We start from the raw sequence: 20,833 nt of genomic DNA, 5'->3' as shown, positions 1-20,833 counted from the left end.
AATTATATGTATCGGTTTTCTGCAATTTGTATTATATGTCTATTCTATAACATTTTTAGAAATTTTCAAAAAATTAAATGAAATAAATTTATTTTACACTTGGAAGGGATATCGTATAAACGATAGGTTAACAAAAGAAGTAAATTATTACATTCTCTTTTTCCACCATGATATCCTTTTCTTATTTTTGAAGAAGTGCAAAAAACGTCACTTTCTATATTGAAAGTGACGTTAACTATTATATTCTATACACCACGTTTATTACCCCATAATAAGGTATGCAGTTGTGGGAGCACTTTTACATCATTCAAATCATTCGAAGCAATGACTTTATCGATCAATCGCTCATAACTCCCAATGAGTTTTTCCATTAATTGAGTAGGATTTTCATCACCTAGATTTTCGTTACCCACTTGTAAGAAAAAAGGGACTTCATTATATCGCACACGTACTTGTTTTGCATACTCAAAATCTTGATCGTTGAAAACAACAACCTTTAAGCTGACGTTACCTTTGATTCTTTGATGCTTTTTTAATTTCGCAATAATTTTATCAAGGGTGTCAAAATTCGTATCCATGCCAGAACTAGGTGGCTTCGGTGATATCGTTAAATCATCAACTTTGGTAAACCAATCCTGCCATTTGCTCCCTTGTGTTTCCAGACCGATTTGAATGTTATTCTCTTGTAATACTTCAATTAATTCATTGATTGAATCATATAATGCTGGATTTCCTCCAGAAATCGTTACATGATCAAACCGGTCACTGCCTACTTTTTTTAGCTCATGATAGATTTGTTCTGCACTCATTTGCTTAATCTGCTCTTTAGCAGAACCGTCCCATGTAAACGCAGAATCACACCATGAACAACGATAGTCACAGCCTGCTGTCCGGACAAACATCGTTTTCCGTCCAATAACCATCCCTTCTCCTTGAATGGTAGGTCCAAAGATTTCTATTACTGGGATGTTACTCGCCATCGAAATCACCTTTTTTCGGTCGATACACGACATAACTTGTTGGCGTTTCACGGACTACGATTTGGACACATTTTGGTTTATTTGATAATTGATCAAGATAATTTTGAATATTTCCCCAAATGGTTCGTGCTACAATTTCTGTAGTTGGAAAATGCTCTGAATTTTTGTCATTATAATCGTCGGTAATATCATTAAGTACACTATGATCATAACGTCCATGAACTAATTTTTTTAAAAGCTGAAAATTCACTAAAAAGCCACTTTCATTTAGCCTATCGCCTGCAACAGTTATATTAACAAAATACGTATGGCCGTGAACATTTTTACACATTCCAGCTTCGTCATGTGGAATAAAATGAGCGGCCGAAAAGTTAAAATCTTTATTTAATTCATATCGAAAATCATGCTGCACTTGCGGATAAAATTGCTGTATCATCTAAGCTCGCTCCTCCTACTTAACTGCAAAAACTCCTCATATCCTTTCAATCGTAATTCACACGCTGGACACTTCCCACATCCGTCACCGATAATCCCGTTATAACATGTTAAAGTTTTCCTGCGAACAAACTCGAGTGCATCTAAATCATCAGCCAGCTTCCATGTTTCAGCTTTATTTAACCACATCAGTGGAGTATGAATGACGAATTGCTTATCCATCGACAAATTTAGAGAAACATTCAAGGACTTTACGAATGCATCACGACAGTCCGGGTAGCCACTAAAGTCTGTCTCACATACCCCTGTAATAATATGCTTTGCATTGACATGGCTTGCTAAAATACCAGCAAAAGATAAAAAGATCAAGTTACGTCCTGGAACAAAAGTAGATGGAAGACCACCATTTTCACCAGCTTTTACTTCAATATCATCACGCGTTAAAGCACTTGGGGCTAACTGATTGAGTAAAGACATATCAAGTACATGGTGCTTAATACCAAGCTCTTTTGATATTGCTCTAGCACACTCTATTTCATCATCATGACGCTGATTGTAATCAAAAGTTACCGTTTCAACTACTTTAAACTGTTTTAATGCCCAAAATAAACAAGTGGTACTGTCCTGTCCACCACTAAAAACTACAATTGCTTTTTCATTTTTCATCAATTTTATGACTCCTTTGCAAACGAAAAAACAGCACCTCTAAGAAGCCCTGTTTCTTCTTAGTTTTTTATAGAGGGTTGAGCTAGAACCTCTACCGACCAAGGATGATCGGAATTTCTATAGAATTCTCTTTATTATAGTATCATAGAAATTTCAACATTACTATTATACTCCTTCTCACCACGATATCAACATAAATCTTTTATTTTCAAAAACACTCCAATCCAATAGGTAATAAAATTTTACGAAAAGCAGCCTATATATAATGATTATCCACATCCTAATCCAACACAACATAGATCACATATATAGTTCTATGCGTTATCCGCCCATATAACCTTAATCTTTGTAAAATCATTTACATTTAAATTTTTTCAGGACATTATGAAATACTAATATTAAACCCTTGGATTATATATGAGAGAGGTGCAAGATGTTTAAAAAATATACTGTTTTCATCGTAATATTATTTGGAATGTTATTCACACCATTGTTTGCAAATGCTCATGTGAAGTGGTTTACAGATTTAGAGCCGACAAAAGAAAACATTGAACAAATTATTACGCCATTATTTATATTATTGACGATATTTTCAGCTATTTTACTTGCTGTCTTACCTCAAGTTTTACCTAAATTGATGACCCTTGATCCTCTTAAGAGGCTTGACCGTAAATTAGAAAGCTATCGTAAATATACGACTGTTATTTTAAAATATGGTACTGCTTTAGCTCTTATTCTTCAGGTGTTATCAGGATCATTATTTGCACCTGAACTTGTTCATCACTCTGGTGTTCTTTCCATTTTAACATGGGTCACCATTGTACTTCTTTTAATACCTCATCACTATGCAACAAAGGCTGGCGCAGTTGTAATGTTAGGGTTATTTATAGTGATGTTTATTGAGCATGGGACTTTTCATATGCTCGATTATGCCTTTTATTTAGCAATTGTATTCGTACTATTTATGTCTAAAACGAAGTACGAAAAGTGGAGTTTTCCATTTTTATATTTAGCAACTGGGTTATCACTGTGTTGGGTTGCAGTAGAAAAGTGGGTTTACCCTGAAATGTCAGTTGATATTATTATCAATCATAATGTTCCCACGTTTCTATTCTCACCAGAGACATTTGTTTCTCTTAGTGCATTTATCGAGTTTATTGTTGGTTATTTATTAATTGTAGGGATCTTAAATCGGCTGTTATCGTTTATTCTAACGGGGATTTTTGTAATGACAACCATGCTATTTGGTTGGGTTGAAGTGATTGGACATTTTATGATTCACATTGTATTAATCACCTTTATTATTGAGGGTGTATCTTTCTATAAGCCACCTATAAAAATTCATAAAACGGTAATCGATCAAATGATTTTTGTCTTCTTGAACTTTATTTTTGTCCTAGCTACAATTTTATTAATCTATTACCGCTTTGCATAAAATGTTGAAGTTGAGGTATACATATTCTTTTGTTTTGTAACATTGACCATAGATCATTAATAAATAACAGTAAACTGATACCCTATAATACAAAGCTAATTCTCTTTTTATTTCGTGCAAACCCACATTACTTTTTGTAAATGTACCTGATGTTTATCGATCCAATTTAAGTTTTCTTTTTCAATTAAGTCATATATTTTTGCTCTATTCTCTTTCGGAGGTTTGGCTCGACTCACCCATTCATTTAAGTCCATTGAAGAAGTCCATGTTTGATAACACATTATATTAGTAAATTTTCTTTCGATAAAAAGTTCCTTCCACTTTGAAAGGGTCACACATTCGTTATGTGAAGGATCCCTTAACCTCTCGATCGTATTTATAAAGTCATCTTTCCCACTTGCCTCAGGTATATAATTATCTACAATGATGAGGATTCCGTTCTTTGACAACACACGATACATTTCTTCAATTGCTTTTTGTAAGTTTGGAAAATGGTGAGCTGCAATCCGGCAAGTAACGACATCATATGTTTCATTCGAAAAAGGGAGCTTTTCAACATCTCCTAAAACAAATGACATGTTGCTTATACCATTCTTGTTCGCTTGACTTTCTGCTAACCGAAGCATATTTGGCGTAATATCAAATGCGACAACTTCATCAACTGATTGACTTAATAAAAGTGCCGTATGTCCAGCACCAGTTGCTACATCCAACGCTTTTGCTCGTCTTTCTCTACGAACAACTTCTTCAATCCATCTTAAATCTTTTCCTTTTGCATGAACACTGCTCGCAAGATAACCATCTGAAGTGTCATTGAATTGGCGTATGACTCGTTCTTTTTCATCTCCCATATATTAACCTCCCTTTTCATTTCACCTATTATCGTATTGTTGCTCTTCTGTGTTCCTTTAATATTTCACCGTTTTTTTATCAACCCTTTCTTAATATATTATATTTTACGAGAAGCACATAATATCCATAAGTTAAAACAAATGCTAAAACATAGCTCAAATAAGTCCACCCAATATTCCATCCATTAAAATAAAATAAAATTTCATAAACGACAACAATCCATTCTATAACCGTCAATATTAAACTAAACACCAGAATCAAAACCAAGGGATTTACCTTACGTTTAGTAAAAAAGTAGCAAATAAAACATGCCATTACTGAAAAAACACCTAAATTGATTGGCAATGCAGATAAGGTAACATTTTTATAAATAGGCTTCATTCCCCAAAAGTATTGAAATCCAACTTCGTTAAATAAAAAAGCAATAACAGCACCAATCGGTGTAAAAAGGATTACTAATTTCAGATGGTTTCTAAGAGCAAATAATAAAATGACCCAAGGTATAATGAACCCAAGTAATATATTAAATAGCATTATTTTAGCTTCCTCTCCTCTACTTCATCATACTTTTTTCATATTAAATACCCCTTTAATCATTCTACAAAAAAAGGACTTTATCCTCTTAAGTCATTCATTTTATTCTGAAAATTTTGAAAAACAGATGTTTTTAGTAGGCCTATTATAGTATACTATAATGGAAATAATACATAGCATAACTATGTTTCACATTTCTTTATTCAAAGTGGTTTAATCACAGAATAACAAAAAAACTCCCCAAATGAGAGTTTTTTGCCATGTATTGTTTTATTTACTTTTATCTTATATTAAGATAAGGTAGTAATGATTGGCTTCATTTTAAGAAACAACCACTGATTTTATCGATAATTTCCTGCTTTATTCTTTGAGATTTGTCCTCTTTCAACGAGCATCTCCAATATCTTTCTAGTTACAAGCGTATTGTTATTTGTATCTTTGAGTTGTGGGTTGCTTGCTTTTAACTTCTTTGCAGCACCTTCATAAGAAATTGCTCTTTTAGAATCCTTTACCATTTCAAGCAGTTGAATTGTATAACTTTTCATTATATCACCCTTTCAAAGTATTTATAGTGTAACATAATATTGAAAGAATAGGAAATTTCTTAAAATACATCCGTAAAAAGGAGACCAACAATTCTTTGTCAGCCTCTTGATTCCTTTTAATTTATCTCGCTTTAATAAACATTTGAACCCAAGCACCGTGATAGAACCCAACACCAATCGTATCAAACTGTGGATTAAGTATGTTTTGGCGATGCCCCTGTGAGTTCATCCATGCATTCATTACTTCTTCTGGTGTTCTTTGACCTTTAGCAATATTTTCACCTGCAGATTGATAGCTAATTCCAAACGTTCTTAACATATCAAATGGTGAACCGTAGTTTGGACTGTTGTGTGAAAAATAATTAGAATTGATTAAGTCTTCAGCTTTCTTATGTGCAACATTTTTAACATCTGCTCGATGCTGAAGCGGCTTTAACCCATTCTTTTGTCGTTCTTGGTTAACAAGTGCTGCAACTTGATCTTCAAACGCACTATGGTGTGAAGCTTCTGGTTTTAGACGAATAATTTCACCAACATGCATATTTCTTGGTTCAACATCTGGATTTAACCTCATTAGCTCACGATAGTCTAAACCATATCGTTTGGCGATAAACCAGAAAGAGTCTCCAGGTGAGACTTTGTAGTGAGAAAACGGTGGTTCTTTAAACATTTTAATTTCAGCGTTAGCGGCGGGCTGTACAGAAAATAGGGAAGCCATAAGTAAAACTGCTACGATTACGACTTGAATTCGTTTCATTATAGAATAACCTCCTTATAAGTATAGTCTACGAATGTTAGTGTCTCTTCGTTTTGTAAAAGCATGCACTAGAAATTCATCTTCCTTTTTTTCTGGAAAGGAAAACGTTATGCTATAATGGATAAACTACCTACAACATTGGAGGAATTATGTTAACATTTGCAGAAAAATTAGCGATCATTGAATCCTTTAACGAATTGACAAGAAAAAATGTTTCCCTTGGAAGAGTTAATTTTCAGTATGAGGAAAGTAAGACCGATAAGAAAAATGTTGTCTATCATTTACATCCAAATGGAAATGGTTTTGTCTACGCAGGAAATATTAAAGGGTATTCAAGCGATTCAAAAGGAATGGTTAATATTCGTGAGTTCACAGAAAGTGAGCTTCGAACCATTATTCAGCAATCGATCATTTCACTAGATGAACTTCAACAAGTACAGCAGAATCAAGAGGATGAAAATGCAGAAGAGACTTGGGTTAACCGTGACAAACAATCACTTGTTCTAATGAAGGAAGAGGATATGTGGAATGTATATGCAGGTATGAATTTGGACGGTACCTTCAATTCATACGGTGAAGCCACTGCGTATTTAGACGAGGAAGGGTTTAAACGAATATAATATAGCGGAAAAGCAACAACGCGTAATAACCGTTGTTGCTTTTCATAAATTTAGGATTTCACAACATATTTACTGTGGTTAACAATCGTTCTTGCCGGATTTCCATTCTTTTCTTTCCTATTCAATTCAACCGCAACAGAATTATTATAAACAGCAATTACTTTTGCATTTTCTCCCTTTTCTTGACCTTTTTTGATTTCAATAATATCTCCGACATGCACATGTGATTCCATTTCTTCTGTCATTGTTTTCTTCCCCCTTTTTTTAAAGTATTTCCCCTTTACTAGTAAACATTCTACACACTCTACAAATAAAATTCTTACACATACAGACGTCAACCATTTTAAGTTTATTAAATATAACTCCTCCTTTAATAACAGCCTTGTTAATACGATGTATGTATGGATGCGTAGTTGGTTATGTAATCAATAGGAACAATTCCCTTTGTTATGATATCATTAGTAAAAAAGAATGAAAAGGGTGTTTTATATATGGATAAATCATTAGACATTGGACAAATTGTTACAGGGATCTATAAGACAGGTAAATACATTGGTGAAATCACAAATGTTAGACCATCTCAATATGTTGTGCGGGTACTAGCGGTGCTTAAGCATCCAGACCAAGGTGACTTACATAACCCAAAAGAAGCTGATGTAGCATTTTTTCACGAACGAAGAGCATTAGCCTACCGCGAACAAACAAATATTCCTAATGTATACGTTAAACCTTATGATGGAGAAATTCCAACTTATGAAAACTCACTAAAACAAGCTTTGAAACAACAGTATTCAGAACTTGATGCTGACAATAGTTTTTGGGCGAAAAAATCAATGGAAATGCTCCGGAATTTGGAAAAAGACTATTTTAAAGGATAAACACAAAATAACCAAATTCACTCCAACAAAATAATACACGTTGAACGAATTCAACGTGTATATTGGATTCTTTCTTTTTATTGTGACTTTTTTGAGCTTAAACTAATGATTAAGAAGTTTTATCTATCTTTAATTTCTTTAATGGCTGATCAGCTGGACCTTCAATGACATCACCATCGATTGAAAATCTCGAGCCATGACATGGACAATCCCACGATCGGTCTCCTTCGTTCCATTCGACTTCACAGCCCATATGTGTACACGTAGTATCTACACAATGAAGCACTCCGTCCTCATCCCGATAAGCCCCTGCTTTTTTTCCGTCGACTTTTACATGTACCCCTTCACCCACTTGAACATCTTCAGGATATTTATGAAGTGTCTCTAACTTGCCTTTCACTAACTCAACTGCGACATTGACGTTTTGAGCAACCATTTCCTTAATACTTGGGTCTGCCTTGAAGCGGGAAGGTGTAAATACATCTTGATACTGATGCTTTCCTTCAATAATGAGATCTTTTAGCATCATCGCTGCTGCTGTACTGTTTGTCATTCCCCATTTCCGGTATCCAGTTGCAACGAGAATGTTTTCTTTACTTGATGTTATAGGACCTACATACGGCACTTTGTCTAATGAATAGAGATCTTGTGCGGACCATCGATACTGAATGTCTGTTAGCCCGAGTACTTCCTTCCCAAATTGAACGAGCGCCTCATAATGTTTCATCGTATTAATACCTTGTCCTGTTTTATGCCCATCCCCTCCTAAAAGGAGCAACTGATCATCGCCAAACGGTGTTGATCTTATGGATCGAGTCGGGGATTCTGAGCTTAAATACATACCTCCAGGAAATTGTTGATCCGTCTTAACAGCAACGACATACGACCGTTCAGAATGCATTCTCGCAAAATAAAAACCCATCCCATCATAAAACGGAAAATGAGAACAAGAGACCACATATTTACAAGTCACATGATGACCATTTTTTGTGATGATTTTTGGCTGGTCCTCCTCTTCTACATTAACCGCGGTCGTGTTTTCAAAAATAAGTCCACCTGCCCTTTTAATTTCCTCTACAAGTGGTAATAAATATTTTATTGGGTGGAACTGTGCTTGTTTATCCATAATAACCGCACGTTTCATAGGAATTTGTAGTGGCATCGTTTCGACGATTGAACCTGGAATCCCTAGCTTTTCATAGGCTTTTGCTTCCTTTTCCAATTTATTCAATTCTTGTTCGGAGTTCGTATAAATATAGGCATCCTGTTCAATAAAATCACAATTTATATTTAATGATGAAACCATATCTTTAATAAAGACTCTTGCTTGATCATTCGCTTGATAGTATTGCTTTGCTTTTTCCTCTCCGAAATGTTGGATAAGTTCATCATAAATCACTCCATGCTGAGCAGTTACTTTTGCCGTCGTATGCCCCGTCGTACCATTAAGGATAACCCCTGCATCAATTAAAGCTACTTTTACACCCGCTTGACTAAGCAAATATGCAGTTGTTATCCCTGTAATACCTGCTCCAACAATACCAACATCAACTAAAATATTTTTTGTTAACGAAGGAAATGAAGGAAACTGTATCTGTTCCCGCCAATATGGTTCAGGAAATCTAGGAAATTGATGATCACTATTTTTACTATTCATTGTCATGTTCTTCCTCCACTAATGGTTTCTCCTAATTTCCCCAATTAACTGGAAATTATGTGATGTTAAACAGACAGGAGTAATCATTTTCCTATTTTTATATATAGGTTCGAAAAGGGATTGTAAAACGAAATGAAAATGTCTAATAAAATGGTAAAAAGCTTAGAGTATCTCCTCTAAGCTTTTTAATCAAACCAACCGTTTTTTACTAAAACTTAATTTTCTTCTGGTGCAAATGTTCGCTTTGAAAATTCGTCATCAAGCATGAATAATGCATTATTATCGTTTTGAATTCTTTTTAACTTTTCAATAATATTATCAAACATTGCTTCTTCTTCTACTTGCTCATCGAGAAAGAATTTTAAAAACTGAATAGTCGCATGTTCACGCTCATCCATTGCTATGTCTGATAATTTATAAATATTTTTAGTTACCTTTTGCTCATGAGCATATCCATTTTTATATACGTCTAATATCGTGTCAAAATCATTTTTCGGTGTATTATATCCAGTAATAATCGCTCGTTTCCCACGATCGTTAATATAGTTATAAAATTTCATCGCATGGAAACGCTCTTCCTCAGCCTGAACTAAGAAAAAATTTGCAAATCCGTCCAAACTTTGTGCAGAGCACCAAGCAGCCATCGCCATATATGTATGTGCTGATTCAAATTCAAAATTCATTTGTTCATTTAAAGCATTTAACAATTTTTCACTTAACATCGTATCTCCTCCTATATATTCCAATGTTACCTGATGGTTACTTTAATTACAAGCAATTTGGATTAGGTCTCACTCCACCAAGTTATAATAGTTCATTACCGTATCGACCCTTTATCTAGTCAAATTTATTAAAATTTAAGAAACTTCTTTGGTCTCAGTAACTTTTTTACCTCGCGTCACTATACCAAGCGCTAATCCCAAAACAAAAAGAGTAACTGTAATTAATGTTCCATGCATTAACCATACCATTTGCGGCATCGTCATGTGAGAAAGGATCCATGGAGCAACAACAAAGCCTCCTGCAAAACCGAGCGATTTTAATAACATTCCAACCCCGAAAATACGGCCGCGAATGTGATTTTCTGTCCTTTGCAAAATCGTTGCATGTAAGGTTGTAAAACAAGCATCAAATATTCCGGTAATAAAAGCAAATAAGAGAATGATCCAAATATTTATGCCTGATAAAAAGATAATGAAACCGGTTGACATTAGAATTGCTGAAATAAAGCATGTAAAGTAGATTTTTTGACCCTTTAGCCACGGCAGCTTCGGTAATGTATAGGTCGCAAACACGGATCCTACTCCCCAAACAGCCCAAATCAAGCCATAATAAAAGCTTTGTCTCACGGGATTTATGTCTTCAGCCAATAACGGAATGCCCAAATTATGTGAGCTACCTGCAAATGCACCAACAAGAAAGACGATATTCACAAACATTAACATTGGTGCAACTATTAAATACGAATAGACTTCTATAATATCGGTCCAAACTGACTTCAGCTTTTGAGATACCCCAATAGCAATTTCCTTCGTTCGGGCTATAGGTGAGTCCCATTTTACTTTGAGTAATACAATCCCTGAGATTAAGTACGTTGCTGCATCAATTAATAACGTTAATTTGTAACCAAGATAATCTGTGATGATAGCTGCTGCAAGAAACCCTGACACTAAGCTAATAGACGTTAATCGAGCTATTAAAGCATTAGTTGGTAACACATTTTTCTCTCCAAAAATTTGCGGAATTTCAGCACTAAAACTGACCATGAAACTACTATTCACAAACCCAATGAAAAATGAGGCCAGAATAATCATCGTTGGATTCGGAAATGGAATAAGAGCAAGTATAATCCCTGCACGTAAAAAATCACTAATAATCATTATTTTTCTGCGATTAAACCGATCAGCTAAAACCCCTGAAAAAAGACTCGATAATACGCCACCGATCGTACGAGCAGCCATCGTTGCCGCAAGCCAAACGGTACTTCCTGTTGCTGCATAAATGATAACATTTAACACAATTAAATCCATAAACATACCAAAATCAGATAAAGCTTTCGTATACAATATTAATTTGCGATTCATCGTTGTAACCCCATATTCTGTTTTTCTTTATTTTAATCTGTTTATGAATATTTCGCAATACGAAACTTTTGTTTAGCTATTTCAAGATATTTTATTAATGGATGGGGGAATTTACTCTATAGCTGTTTTTGATGGTTCGAAAATTCTCCATCCTACAAAAATACAAGTCCCACTACGATGTGGGACTTGTTAAACGTTACATTTCTTTATCCTTAGTCAAAACGAGTTGTCTCGTATCCGTCAATGATACGTTCGAGCTCCATCGTAAAATTTAATTGCAGAGGACCTGGCAGAAGGTTTTCAATCTGTAAGACTTCTGCTAAATCTTCCGCCTCTTTTACCTCTTTGGGCTGAGGGTCAAGCGTTTGAAACCACTTTTCGAACTCATCAATAAAATCGTAAAAATGTCGTTCAAACCTTTCAGCATGTTCAGCTCCTTCATCTCCTGACGTTTCTTGCATCATTCCCCAGTCTTGAAGTGCGACATCCAAAGCATCTAAAACGTTTTGAAACAAAGATAACGAACCCCCTTTTTGCTATTTGTATTGTTGGTTAAACCAGTCTTTAGCTAAATCTACTTCTTGTCTTGTTAATTCGTGGCCGCCTTCACTCCAATGTTCAGTAACTGAAGCATTCGCTTTTCTAAGCTCTTTAATCAGTTCTTTCGTCTCACCAGTCGGAATAAGTGGGTCGCGTTTCCCCGCACCTACAAAAATGGCAGTATCACTTAAGTTCGGAAGTTCTACTCCACGAAGTGGTACCATTGCGTGAAAGAGGATCGCTCCAAGTAATGTTTTTTCGTAATGATACATTAGGCTCGCTGCAATATTTGCCCCGTTCGAATAGCCAACAGCGATGACATTATGACGATCAAAATAATATTTATCAGCCATATCATTAATAAATTCATGAAGCTCTTTCGTACGAAACTTTAAATCTTCCTCATCAAATACGCCTTCACTTAAACGACGGAAAAAGCGCGGCATCCCATTTTCTAATACGTTTCCTCTTACTCCTAAAACGGAACAATTCGGAGCTATGATTTGAGCCAAAGGCAATAAATCACGCTCATTACCACCTGTCCCATGTAGTAATAATAAAATGGGTGCTTGTTTATCGGTTCCTTCGATAAAAACATGTTGCATGATCACACCCCTCCTTTTACTCCTTCGTATCTAAAGGCTTTAATTTTGATTCGATTTCTTCACGTTGATTTTCAAAGTAAGGAGGTAATGAAAGTCTTTCTCCTAAATGTTCAAACGATTCATCACCTTCAAAGCCTGGGCCATCAGTTGCCAGTTCAAACAAAATTCCGTTCGCTTCACGGAAATAGAGTGATTTAAAATAGTACCTTTCTACAAAACCAGAGTTCGGAATTCGTAATTGTTTTAAGTGACTAGCCCAATTGCGCAATTCTTCTTCATTTTCTACGCGAAATGCAACGTGATGAACGCTACCTCGCCCTTGTCTTTCCACCGGGAGATCCGATCTCTCTTCTAGGTATACCTCAGCCCCAGTTCCTCCTTCACCGGTTTCAAACACTTTAATATCAGGTTGACCTTCAACCATTGCAGGATAAGAACCTTTTTCTCGGTATCCTAAAAGTTGCGTTAACACTTGCGCTGAAGCTTCTGCTTTAGCAACGGTTAACATCACAGGTCCTAAACCATAAATCGCATGCTCTGTAAGTACAGGAGACTTGTCCCAAGGCGTCCCTCCAGCAACACCAACATTATGCTCATCTGAAACAAGCATTAAGCGCTGACCTTCAAAATCACGAAAAGCCAATGTTTTTCTACCTGTATGCTGAGAGATATCATCATGGTCAATATTATTTTCTTTGAAGCGCTGTTTCCAATAATCAAGAGAGTCATCACTCGGCACTCGAAGCGACATAGTACTAATACTATTGGTACCGTAATGTGTTTGCCCTGCGTAAGGAAGTTCAAAAAACGTTAGGTCCGTTCCAGGATTCCCTCTTTCATCGGCATAAAAAAGGTGATACACTGATGTATCATCTTGATTAATCGATTTTTTTACGAGTCGCATACCTAAGATTTTTGTATAAAACTCATAATTTCGTTTAGCATCTGCAGTAATGGCCGAAACGTGATGTTGACCTTTTAATGGTTTTAATTGCATAGTATCACGCCTTTCAAAATTTTACCTTATACTTAGTTTAGTACTTCGCTTTTTCACTGTAAAGAATACTGCTTAGTTCGAATGTTACTAACTTCCTCTAAGTTAGTAACACGAAAATTACAACGAACAAATAGACAGTTTTGTATCTCCACCTCACGAAGTTCAACTTCTCTAAAATCTTTTTCATAAAATTCTTTATCTAATAAAGTAGTCATAATAGAAGTTCTCCTCACGGTATCAATAAAGTTCCTGAAATCGTACACACAGCACTTCCGCCAACTTGAACTGACGGGTTGTTTTCTTCAGATTTCGTAATAGTTTGTGTCATAATAACCGATAAGTAGTTCACCTCTTCTTTTAAATAAAAGCAGCCCCAGTACATCTAACTAGAGCTGCCAATAAATTTAATGAATAAACGATTTTATAATGTATTAAGATAATACCTTTATAAATTCTCTCATATAATCTGGTAAATCTGGTGGACGGCGGCTCGAAACTAGATTTCCATCAACAACAACCGGCTCATTTACCCAAGTCGCTCCTGCATTTTCCATATCATCTTTTATACCTGGAGTACTCGTTACCGTTTTGCCTTTTAAAATTTTAGCTGAGATTAATACCCATCCTGCATGACAGATTTGACCGATCGGTTTATTTTGTTCATTTAAAACTCGAACCATTTGTAGTACATCTTCATATCGTCTTAATTTGTCAGGGGACCAACCACCAGGAACAAGGATTGCATCGTAATTTTCTGCATCTATTTCATCAAAAGCCAAATCACTCACAATTGGCACACCATATTTACCGATGTACTCCTTATTCGCTTTTTCGCCGACAATATCTACAGTCGCCCCTTCTTCTCGACACCGTAAGACAGGGTACCATAACTCTAAATCCTCAAAATCATCACTTACAAGTTGAATAATCTTTTTTCCTTCAAGCTTCAATATTTTTCCTCCTTTACCATTTCTCAAACTACTTTTATTTTGTAACACATGGAAGTAGATTGCAACTTTATTAATTTATAACTTTTTATGACTTTTATAAGCACCTTTTAAAATGGTGCACGTATAGCATCCGAACCGTCGATATTCATTTGAAACCAGCCGAGCTCTAATCCACTTATATGTTTGGAGTAATAAATTCTATCATTGATGATATGAATGTGCCCTCCTCTGTCATCCAGTTTTTCTGTCTGACGTGTGTTTAAGTTTAGTTTATATAGACTGTGACCGTCTGAAACATTTGTGTAGTACAATTCATCACCAATTACATTAAATCCTTGACTTTCAACATCTGTTAACCGTTCAACCTGTGTTCCATCAAGGCTGACACGATAAATTCCCTCATTTTCAACAGCACTCTCAAAATATAGCCATCCATCTTCAACAATAAAGCTACTGGCCGGGTAATCGATGATAGTTGGCGATGTTTGTCTTATTTCATCAATTTCTAGTAAATACAAAACTCCTTGTGGCTCTTTTTGATAGACCACTTGGTCATCATAAATCGAATAACGGAATAGATCGTCAATTAACTGTATTTTAACCCCATCATTAGCCTTGACCAGAAATAATGGTTGTGTGTTCTTTAAAGGGTGGTTTGTTTTATAAAAAACCCAGTCATCCACTACCTTTAAATCTATTGCGTAATCATTTGAGACCTTCTCCACTTCGGTACCATCTTTCCTCATTCGATAAACATTGAATCCATCTTTTTCATCCGAATAATAAAGCCAATCGTTTACCACATTTAAATCTACTGCAAATACATCAGAAATGCGTTCCTTTTCCAAATGGTCGTCTGTTAATTTATAAATTCCACTTTCCTGCATCCAATTCGAGTAAAAGACAGCCTTTCCATCCGTTGCAAAATATGATCCATTCAAATGATTACCGTCTGTATTTCCCTTTTTTTCTTCTGAACGATGATCTGTTCGTTCAAAATCTTCAAATAGAATATCGCCGTATGTTTTTGCATTTTCAATGACTGATCTTGGAACGGAAATTTCCTCGGTTTCATTCATTGAATGGTACTTCATATAAAGAGTTTCAGTTACTTTACCATCAGAATTATCATCTTGTATATTCATATCAAAAGCATATTCCATCATTGCTGATGTTCGGTAAAAACTTTCTTTATCAATTGTCATCTCGTAATTTAAATATAAAGGACCACTTTCAGATCGAATAACATGCATCAACGTATAAAATAAAGGATCATCCATAACATAATAAAAAGGAAAAAGTCCTTTCCATAAAACATCCTTCTCTGCTTCAGAAGTAGTAATTGAAAAACGATAGCCATTTTTATCTTCAACAAATTTAAATAAATCAATATTTTCTAAGATAAGCTCCATTTCTTTTGCTGGACTAATCCCCCTTACGTCAGGTGATACATTAATCCATAAACCTTTTTCGCGGTCCATTAAAAAGTACGTTTCATCCTCTTGAATATAAGCTTCCGATTGCATTGTTCTTGTTGCGACTTTCGACGTTCTATTTATGTGTGCAACCATGGGTTGGACTGTTGCAGCCCCATTGATATGAGCAGTCACCGTACCCATTTCTGCTTCACTCGAGATCGAATCTAATTCAAATGCATAAGTTTGAACTTCCCCCATTGCTTGAATTGATTTATGTAACACTTCTTCCGGCGTTACCTGTTCACCTTCTGATTCACAAGCTACTAAAAATCCAAAAAGACCAATTAGCTGTGCAGAAATGACAAATTTTTGAAAACGCATGAATTCTCCCTTCTTAAACATATAGGTTCATTTATTTTACTAGGATATAGGTCTATTTCGCTTGTTGAATATTTATAATACCATAGCTTTTTTAATAGCAAGGATGCTGAATATTATATGTTCCCTTTAAAAATTGAAACCATAATGGTTTAAGAGGTATTTTACTGTGATGCTTGAGGAGATTATTGACCCTTCTTTTTATATGAAAGGAGCAGTCCTTTTTTCACCTGCTCATATAATTGCATTAATTGCTTTTGCAGCAGCTGTTATATGGATATATGTTCACCGACTAAAAGAGTATATGGTTTATATTCGTTGGCTACTGCTTATAATCCTTGTTATTTCTGAACTTAGTATAATTATTTGGAGTATGATATCAGGCTTGTGGGAATCCGTTACAATCTCCCCCTTCACCTTTGTACGATAAGCATCTATTTAAGCTCGATCATGTTAATTACACGTTCCTACCGAATATTCGAAATCATTTATTTTTTCGGATTAGGGGGGGCTCTTCAAGCTTTAATTACTCCTGAGTGATTGCAATATTAATGTTTACTCTTCTTTATTTACCTTTTCTTATTAAAAGAAAAATACAAAAATAATTTCCTCATGTATAAATTTTCTTTTTTATCACATATTATTAGGAATATTTTATGAGGAGGTTATAACTTGTATAAGTTTTTTGAACAACTCACTGCTTTTTTTATTGCATTATTTGAGTTAGAGTATGAACACCTTCTTTATGATGACTCGTTATCCGAGGAGCATATTGATACATCAGCCAAAATCTAATACACCTTTTCTAAACATTACAGTGTACAAGCCTCATATATGCTTTATGGGGAGTTCAAGAAAAGTCCTCCTTCTATTATTTTTTTGAACTCCTCCCATCCACACACACCTCCTTCCTGTTATGGTAATTATCCAAAAGGCGCTATACTAGCACTTACCTCTTCTACCATTTCCTTTTCTACTGTTAAATCTAATCTTCGACCAATTATATTGGTAAATTTTATGTATGTATCTGCATAAAATTGGGATAAATGTTAATAATAATGGATATTCAGGAAATTATATCCATGCTTCTTTAGGAGGTGAGGTTAGTGAAATCTATTCAGTTTGATTATAGTATTCCACGTTACGTCTTTAGTAAGGTCGTTGGAAGGTGGAAGCCCTCGCTCTACTGGCACCCGCGCCTATCCTGTTTGAGACTGCGTGAGGTTGAAGAACCGACGCTTCCAAATAGTGACTGGGTCAAAGTCAATGTTACTTATGGCGGTATTTGTGGTAGTGATTTAAATTTAATTTTTTTAAATGATAGCCCTGCAACTTCGCCTTATGCTTCGTTTCCATTTACGATTGGCCATGAAATTGTCGGTAAAGTTTCAGAAACAGGAAGCCAAGTCACCCACCTTAAAAAAGGGGACCGAGTAGTAATTGATCCGATTTTATCATGCATGAGCCGTGGGTTTTCAACTCCTTGCAAAGCATGTGAGCGAGGCGAATATAGTCTGTGCAGTCATATGACAGAAGGAGACATATCACCAGGATTACTTATTGGTGCATGCAAAGATACTGGTGGTAGCTGGGGGCCTGTAATCGTCGCACACAAAACTCAAATTTTACCTTTACCTGATGAAGTGGATGATTTAAATGGAGTACTCATCGAGCCTTTTAGCTGTGCGCTTCATGCAGTTCTTAAAAATCGGCCGAAGCCACAAGATAAAATTCTTGTCATCGGTGCTGGAGTTATAGGGATTTCAGTTATTGCAGCGATTCGTGCTCTCGATATAAGCTGCCATATTACAGCTCTCGTAAAACACCCATTCCAAGGTGATTTAGCTCATACATTTGGAGCTGACGAGGTTATTTATCTGACACGAAATGGTGCATATATCGATAAAACGGCAAATGTGTTGAATGCAAAAGTATTAAAGCCGATTTATGGTCCTCCCGTTATCGAAGGTGGGGCTGACATTGTCTACGAATGTGTCGGTAAAAAGCAAAGTATTAATGATGCTCTTCGCTTCGCTCAAAGTGGTGGAAAAGTAGTCCTACTCGGATTAGCTAGTATTATGGATGGAATTGACTGGACGACTGTTTGGTTAAACGAACTCGAGGTAAAAGGTAGCTTCGCATACAGCACTGGCGAATTTGAAGGAAAAAAAATGCGAACACTCGAGATTGCAATCGAATTAATCCGCCAGAAAAAAGTCGATTTATCACCAATGATCTCTCATCGCTTCCCAATAGAAAATTACAAAGAAGCAATTTATACAGCAACGAATAAAAGTACTGATTCAGTAATGAAAGTCGTATTTGAACATTAAAACAGTAGCACCTAAGGAGGATTGCACCATGAAGACATTTCTCATTAATGGAACTTGTGAAACTTCATTTATCACCTGGTTAAAAAACGGCATGAAAAATACATTTATTAACAATGGTTTTTCTCTTTGTGAGCAAGCCAGTGAGGATATTCGCCTCGTACTTAACTTTACGGAGCCTGACATCTGCCGCCCGTTTAGAAGAAAAGCCCAGGCGACATTTGTTGTTTCCATCCTAGAAAAGGAAGGTCCAGTTACAAATGTATTTAAAGAAGCTTATCCATATTTAATTCGGTCACTTTCCAATCATTTGCTGTATATCAATCATCATGAAGGAACGACAACTTTCTTTTTCTTAACACCTGAACAAGGTTGCTATCAAATCACGTATAAACAAGATGATGAAGAAGCTAAGCTATTTCAAAAAATTTATGATCGTTTAGAACCACTTGCCTCTTCTCAGCTCGTGATTGATAACGAATTCCATTTTGATTTACCAGAAACATTGTGGAATGGTGACAATATTAGTATGCAATTAAAACATTCAGGGAAGAAGCTCGATGAAATGGATCTTCTCCCTGCTCCATTTCCTATTGATGAATATTTGACTCCTCGAGATATGCGACATTTACATAAGCTGTATGGAATTGGCGGCTTAAGTTACGGAAATTTAAGTGCTCGACAAGATGAGAACCATTTTTGGATGAGTGCTAGCGGAATCGATAAATCGAATATGAATACAATTGGACAAGATATTCTCTATATTAAAGGCTATAGCTCTGAAGACAACAAAATAGAAGTGAGTGTCCCTCCAGAAATTACACCGAAACGAGCGTCGGTTGACGCAATTGAACATTGGATGATCTATAAAGAGCACCCTGAAGTTGGTGCCATTGTCCATATTCATGCATGGATGGACGGAATTCAAGCGACTGAAATCAATTACCCGTGTGGCACCGTAGAATTAGCTAAAACGGTAGCACAGCTCGTCCGCGAATCGGACAACCCTGCACAAGCCGTAATTGGCCTTAAAAATCACGGGTTAACCATTACTGGAAGAAGCCTAGAAGACATTTTCGAGCGTATTGACGGAAAAATAAATCGCCAAGTACCGATGAATTAATACCCAATTCATTTGTGGCATGTAGTGTATTTAAAAAAAAGACCGTATCCCTTACTGACATTTATAAGGATTAACTTAGACTTTTTACGAAAAAAGGCTGACTTAACGAAAGTCAACCTTTTTTGTTATTTTATTTAATTATCTTGCTTCCTCAAGCACTTCTTCATTCTTTTTTCCAACTTCTTTAATTAGTGCTTTATAGCCATTACGCGTTAGCTTGAATTCACTATCGACATAGCCAGATTTCTCTAAAGCTTGAATAACATCATCCTGTAAAGATGAGCGAATCTCTTCAAGTGCCCAATTCAGATCATAAATCGTACCGTTTAATACAGATTCTTTATCGAGTGATGCTGCAATTTCTTTTATCGGGTCTACTTTGATAAAGTACTTTTTCGTCTCTAAAACGGCATGTTGTATTTTATTTTTAGCATTCATCATTTCTTGCATGATTGATGAGATCTCATTATCTTTTTGTTTTATTTTCTGTCGGTACTGTTGTTTTTCGATATCACTTAACGCAGCTTTCGTCAAAAGCTCTTCTAGAAGTAGTGTGCGATCAAGATCTACTTTTACTAAATCACTTTGCTTCTTTTCTACTTCTGAATTTATCAAGAAAACAGGATCTTTTTTTACCTTTTCCTCTTTTTCGTTTTCTAACGTAGTAGAAGTAGCAACATTACTTAACTTACGATTCATTACAGCCGCAAAAATAACTAAGAATAAAATAACAAATAAACGGAAAATCATTTCATTAAATAATGCCCCCACTAGTAGTAAGGCCCCGAGAGCACCGAAAACTATGAAATATGCCCAATCTTTAATTGATTGTGGTTTTTTTAATGCGGTAAGTAATGAAGATTGCTGCTTTGATCTATATTCCATGTTCTTCTCCTTTTTTACTTTTTTGCACTATCCATTCGAATATCTTGCTAATTGTGTAGCTTATGAAATGTCAGACTGCAAATGGTATCTTTTTATTATAGAAAAGAGTTTGTTTCATGTAATGAGGAGTCCTTACTAATTATCTACTACAAAATCATCTATAA

Annotated in this window: 26 protein-coding genes and 1 riboswitch; of the genes, 8 read left to right on the top strand and 18 right to left on the bottom strand. The window is 35.6% G+C overall.

What is annotated here, in order from left to right:
* Positions 1-245: 245 nt before the first annotated feature.
* Genes queE through queC form a run of 3 tightly spaced genes read right to left on the bottom strand, consistent with a single transcriptional unit; the run spans position 246 to position 2,081 of the window.
* Positions 246-980, bottom strand: a complete 735-nt coding sequence (queE, locus tag J0N78_RS19040) for a 7-carboxy-7-deazaguanine synthase QueE (RefSeq protein ID WP_209124707.1) — start codon at positions 978-980, stop codon at positions 246-248.
* Complete coding sequence (gene queD, locus J0N78_RS19035) at positions 970-1,416, bottom strand: 6-carboxytetrahydropterin synthase QueD (protein WP_209124706.1); 447 nt, start codon at positions 1,414-1,416, stop codon at positions 970-972. Before queD ends, queE begins: the two co-directional genes overlap by 11 nt.
* Positions 1,413-2,081, bottom strand: a complete 669-nt coding sequence (gene queC, locus J0N78_RS19030) for a 7-cyano-7-deazaguanine synthase QueC (RefSeq protein ID WP_209124705.1) — start codon at positions 2,079-2,081, stop codon at positions 1,413-1,415. Before queC ends, queD begins: the two co-directional genes overlap by 4 nt.
* A 53-nt stretch (positions 2,082-2,134) precedes the next feature.
* Positions 2,135-2,179, bottom strand: a riboswitch (PreQ1 riboswitch).
* Positions 2,180-2,514: 335 nt separating this feature from the next.
* Between queC and J0N78_RS19025 the strand changes: the two genes are divergently transcribed.
* Positions 2,515-3,516, top strand: coding sequence for a DoxX family membrane protein (locus tag J0N78_RS19025; protein WP_209124704.1), 1,002 nt, complete (start codon positions 2,515-2,517; stop codon positions 3,514-3,516).
* Positions 3,517-3,623: 107 nt separating this feature from the next.
* Here J0N78_RS19025 and J0N78_RS19020 read toward each other — a convergent pair whose 3' ends face one another.
* The 4 genes from J0N78_RS19020 to J0N78_RS19005 all read right to left on the bottom strand — a co-directional run bounded on the left by J0N78_RS19020 (position 3,624) and on the right by J0N78_RS19005 (position 6,204).
* Positions 3,624-4,367 (bottom strand): class I SAM-dependent methyltransferase, encoded by a 744-nt coding sequence (locus J0N78_RS19020; protein ID WP_209124703.1) that lies wholly within the window; start codon positions 4,365-4,367, stop codon positions 3,624-3,626.
* A gap of 79 nt (positions 4,368-4,446) precedes the next feature.
* Positions 4,447-4,902 carry a hypothetical protein gene (locus J0N78_RS19015; protein WP_209124702.1) on the bottom strand — a complete coding sequence of 152 codons (456 nt, stop codon included), beginning with the start codon at positions 4,900-4,902 and terminating at the stop codon, positions 4,447-4,449.
* Positions 4,903-5,243: 341 nt separating this feature from the next.
* Positions 5,244-5,447: a hypothetical protein gene (locus J0N78_RS19010; RefSeq protein ID WP_209124701.1), complete on the bottom strand. Its 204-nt coding sequence runs from the start codon at positions 5,445-5,447 to the stop codon at positions 5,244-5,246.
* A gap of 121 nt (positions 5,448-5,568) precedes the next feature.
* The gene (locus tag J0N78_RS19005) at positions 5,569-6,204 is read right to left on the bottom strand and encodes a CAP domain-containing protein (protein WP_209124700.1); all 636 of its coding nucleotides are present in this window, start codon (positions 6,202-6,204) and stop codon (positions 5,569-5,571) included.
* A gap of 149 nt (positions 6,205-6,353) precedes the next feature.
* Here J0N78_RS19005 and J0N78_RS19000 point away from each other — a divergent pair, with 149 nt between their 5' ends.
* Positions 6,354-6,824 carry a hypothetical protein gene (locus J0N78_RS19000; RefSeq protein ID WP_209124699.1) on the top strand — a complete coding sequence of 157 codons (471 nt, stop codon included), beginning with the start codon at positions 6,354-6,356 and terminating at the stop codon, positions 6,822-6,824.
* 50 nt (positions 6,825-6,874) lie between these two features.
* Here the strand turns inward: J0N78_RS19000 and J0N78_RS18995 are convergent, their stop codons facing one another.
* Entirely contained in the window at positions 6,875-7,069 is a 195-nt protein-coding gene (locus J0N78_RS18995; protein ID WP_209124698.1) for a DUF2187 family protein, read from the bottom strand.
* A gap of 246 nt (positions 7,070-7,315) precedes the next feature.
* Here J0N78_RS18995 and kapB point away from each other — a divergent pair, with 246 nt between their 5' ends.
* A complete protein-coding gene (gene kapB, locus J0N78_RS18990; RefSeq protein ID WP_209124697.1) occupies positions 7,316-7,702 on the top strand; it encodes a kinase-associated lipoprotein KapB in 387 nt (128 codons plus the stop codon).
* A 109-nt stretch (positions 7,703-7,811) separates the two neighbouring features.
* Here kapB and J0N78_RS18985 read toward each other — a convergent pair whose 3' ends face one another.
* The 9 genes from J0N78_RS18985 to J0N78_RS18945 form a co-directional block, all read right to left on the bottom strand.
* On the bottom strand, positions 7,812-9,365 hold the full coding sequence (locus J0N78_RS18985) for an FAD-dependent oxidoreductase (protein WP_209124696.1): 1,554 nt from the start codon (positions 9,363-9,365) through the stop codon (positions 7,812-7,814).
* 209 nt (positions 9,366-9,574) lie between these two features.
* Complete coding sequence (locus tag J0N78_RS18980; protein WP_209124695.1) at positions 9,575-10,081, bottom strand: ferritin; 507 nt, start codon at positions 10,079-10,081, stop codon at positions 9,575-9,577.
* A 135-nt stretch (positions 10,082-10,216) separates the two neighbouring features.
* A complete protein-coding gene (locus J0N78_RS18975) occupies positions 10,217-11,443 on the bottom strand; it encodes an MFS transporter (RefSeq protein ID WP_209124694.1) in 1,227 nt (408 codons plus the stop codon).
* Between the two features lie 212 nt (positions 11,444-11,655).
* On the bottom strand, positions 11,656-11,958 hold the full coding sequence (locus J0N78_RS18970) for a hypothetical protein (protein ID WP_247747430.1): 303 nt from the start codon (positions 11,956-11,958) through the stop codon (positions 11,656-11,658).
* A 21-nt stretch (positions 11,959-11,979) separates the two neighbouring features.
* On the bottom strand, positions 11,980-12,588 hold the full coding sequence (locus J0N78_RS18965; RefSeq protein ID WP_209124693.1) for an alpha/beta hydrolase: 609 nt from the start codon (positions 12,586-12,588) through the stop codon (positions 11,980-11,982).
* A 16-nt stretch (positions 12,589-12,604) separates the two neighbouring features.
* Positions 12,605-13,585, bottom strand: coding sequence for a ring-cleaving dioxygenase (locus J0N78_RS18960; protein ID WP_209124692.1), 981 nt, complete (start codon positions 13,583-13,585; stop codon positions 12,605-12,607).
* A gap of 53 nt (positions 13,586-13,638) precedes the next feature.
* On the bottom strand, positions 13,639-13,800 hold the full coding sequence (locus J0N78_RS18955; RefSeq protein ID WP_209124691.1) for a hypothetical protein: 162 nt from the start codon (positions 13,798-13,800) through the stop codon (positions 13,639-13,641).
* 216 nt (positions 13,801-14,016) lie between these two features.
* On the bottom strand, positions 14,017-14,535 hold the full coding sequence (locus tag J0N78_RS18950) for a type 1 glutamine amidotransferase domain-containing protein (protein ID WP_209124690.1): 519 nt from the start codon (positions 14,533-14,535) through the stop codon (positions 14,017-14,019).
* Positions 14,536-14,642: 107 nt separating this feature from the next.
* Positions 14,643-16,334: a DUF6612 family protein gene (locus J0N78_RS18945; RefSeq protein ID WP_209124689.1), complete on the bottom strand. Its 1,692-nt coding sequence runs from the start codon at positions 16,332-16,334 to the stop codon at positions 14,643-14,645.
* A gap of 166 nt (positions 16,335-16,500) precedes the next feature.
* On the opposite strand from J0N78_RS18945, the gene J0N78_RS18940 reads away from it, so the two are divergent.
* From J0N78_RS18940 to J0N78_RS18925, 5 genes are all read left to right on the top strand, one after another.
* The gene (locus J0N78_RS18940; protein WP_209124772.1) at positions 16,501-16,761 is read left to right on the top strand and encodes a hypothetical protein; all 261 of its coding nucleotides are present in this window, start codon (positions 16,501-16,503) and stop codon (positions 16,759-16,761) included.
* 20 nt (positions 16,762-16,781) lie between these two features.
* On the top strand, positions 16,782-16,871 hold the full coding sequence (locus J0N78_RS26690) for a TMEM164 family acyltransferase (RefSeq protein ID WP_483860611.1): 90 nt from the start codon (positions 16,782-16,784) through the stop codon (positions 16,869-16,871).
* A 132-nt stretch (positions 16,872-17,003) separates the two neighbouring features.
* On the top strand, positions 17,004-17,126 hold the full coding sequence (locus J0N78_RS26250) for a hypothetical protein (RefSeq protein WP_280637258.1): 123 nt from the start codon (positions 17,004-17,006) through the stop codon (positions 17,124-17,126).
* A gap of 311 nt (positions 17,127-17,437) precedes the next feature.
* Complete coding sequence (locus J0N78_RS18930; protein ID WP_209124687.1) at positions 17,438-18,664, top strand: zinc-dependent alcohol dehydrogenase; 1,227 nt, start codon at positions 17,438-17,440, stop codon at positions 18,662-18,664.
* A gap of 28 nt (positions 18,665-18,692) precedes the next feature.
* Positions 18,693-19,784, top strand: coding sequence for a class II aldolase/adducin family protein (locus J0N78_RS18925; RefSeq protein ID WP_209124686.1), 1,092 nt, complete (start codon positions 18,693-18,695; stop codon positions 19,782-19,784).
* 138 nt (positions 19,785-19,922) lie between these two features.
* Here the strand turns inward: J0N78_RS18925 and J0N78_RS18920 are convergent, their stop codons facing one another.
* A complete protein-coding gene (locus tag J0N78_RS18920) occupies positions 19,923-20,669 on the bottom strand; it encodes a hypothetical protein (protein WP_209124685.1) in 747 nt (248 codons plus the stop codon).
* Positions 20,670-20,833: the final 164 nt, after the last annotated feature.

The organism is Alkalihalobacillus sp. BA299 (assembly GCF_017745675.1).
GTDB lineage: Bacteria > Bacillota > Bacilli > Bacillales > Bacillaceae_F > Alkalihalobacterium.
Note: the sequence above shows the minus strand (reverse complement) of the source record. Positions and strands in the feature narration are given on the sequence as shown.

Coding starts and splice junctions, on each gene's coding strand:
- queE (WP_209124707.1), bottom strand. CDS start 980: ATGGCGAGTAACATCCCAGTAATAGAAATCTTTGGACCTACCATTCAA.
- queD (WP_209124706.1), bottom strand. CDS start 1,416: ATGATACAGCAATTTTATCCGCAAGTGCAGCATGATTTTCGATATGAA.
- queC (WP_209124705.1), bottom strand. CDS start 2,081: ATGAAAAATGAAAAAGCAATTGTAGTTTTTAGTGGTGGACAGGACAGT.
- J0N78_RS19025 (WP_209124704.1), top strand. CDS start 2,515: ATGTTTAAAAAATATACTGTTTTCATCGTAATATTATTTGGAATGTTA.
- J0N78_RS19020 (WP_209124703.1), bottom strand. CDS start 4,367: ATGGGAGATGAAAAAGAACGAGTCATACGCCAATTCAATGACACTTCA.
- J0N78_RS19015 (WP_209124702.1), bottom strand. CDS start 4,902: ATGCTATTTAATATATTACTTGGGTTCATTATACCTTGGGTCATTTTA.
- J0N78_RS19010 (WP_209124701.1), bottom strand. CDS start 5,447: ATGAAAAGTTATACAATTCAACTGCTTGAAATGGTAAAGGATTCTAAA.
- J0N78_RS19005 (WP_209124700.1), bottom strand. CDS start 6,204: ATGAAACGAATTCAAGTCGTAATCGTAGCAGTTTTACTTATGGCTTCC.
- J0N78_RS19000 (WP_209124699.1), top strand. CDS start 6,354: ATGTTAACATTTGCAGAAAAATTAGCGATCATTGAATCCTTTAACGAA.
- J0N78_RS18995 (WP_209124698.1), bottom strand. CDS start 7,069: ATGACAGAAGAAATGGAATCACATGTGCATGTCGGAGATATTATTGAA.
- kapB (WP_209124697.1), top strand. CDS start 7,316: ATGGATAAATCATTAGACATTGGACAAATTGTTACAGGGATCTATAAG.
- J0N78_RS18985 (WP_209124696.1), bottom strand. CDS start 9,365: ATGACAATGAATAGTAAAAATAGTGATCATCAATTTCCTAGATTTCCT.
- J0N78_RS18980 (WP_209124695.1), bottom strand. CDS start 10,081: ATGTTAAGTGAAAAATTGTTAAATGCTTTAAATGAACAAATGAATTTT.
- J0N78_RS18975 (WP_209124694.1), bottom strand. CDS start 11,443: ATGAATCGCAAATTAATATTGTATACGAAAGCTTTATCTGATTTTGGT.
- J0N78_RS18965 (WP_209124693.1), bottom strand. CDS start 12,588: ATGCAACATGTTTTTATCGAAGGAACCGATAAACAAGCACCCATTTTA.
- J0N78_RS18960 (WP_209124692.1), bottom strand. CDS start 13,585: ATGCAATTAAAACCATTAAAAGGTCAACATCACGTTTCGGCCATTACT.
- J0N78_RS18955 (WP_209124691.1), bottom strand. CDS start 13,800: ATGACTACTTTATTAGATAAAGAATTTTATGAAAAAGATTTTAGAGAA.
- J0N78_RS18945 (WP_209124689.1), bottom strand. CDS start 16,334: ATGCGTTTTCAAAAATTTGTCATTTCTGCACAGCTAATTGGTCTTTTT.
- J0N78_RS26690 (WP_483860611.1), top strand. CDS start 16,782: ATGTTAATTACACGTTCCTACCGAATATTCGAAATCATTTATTTTTTC.
- J0N78_RS18925 (WP_209124686.1), top strand. CDS start 18,693: ATGAAGACATTTCTCATTAATGGAACTTGTGAAACTTCATTTATCACC.
- J0N78_RS18920 (WP_209124685.1), bottom strand. CDS start 20,669: ATGGAATATAGATCAAAGCAGCAATCTTCATTACTTACCGCATTAAAA.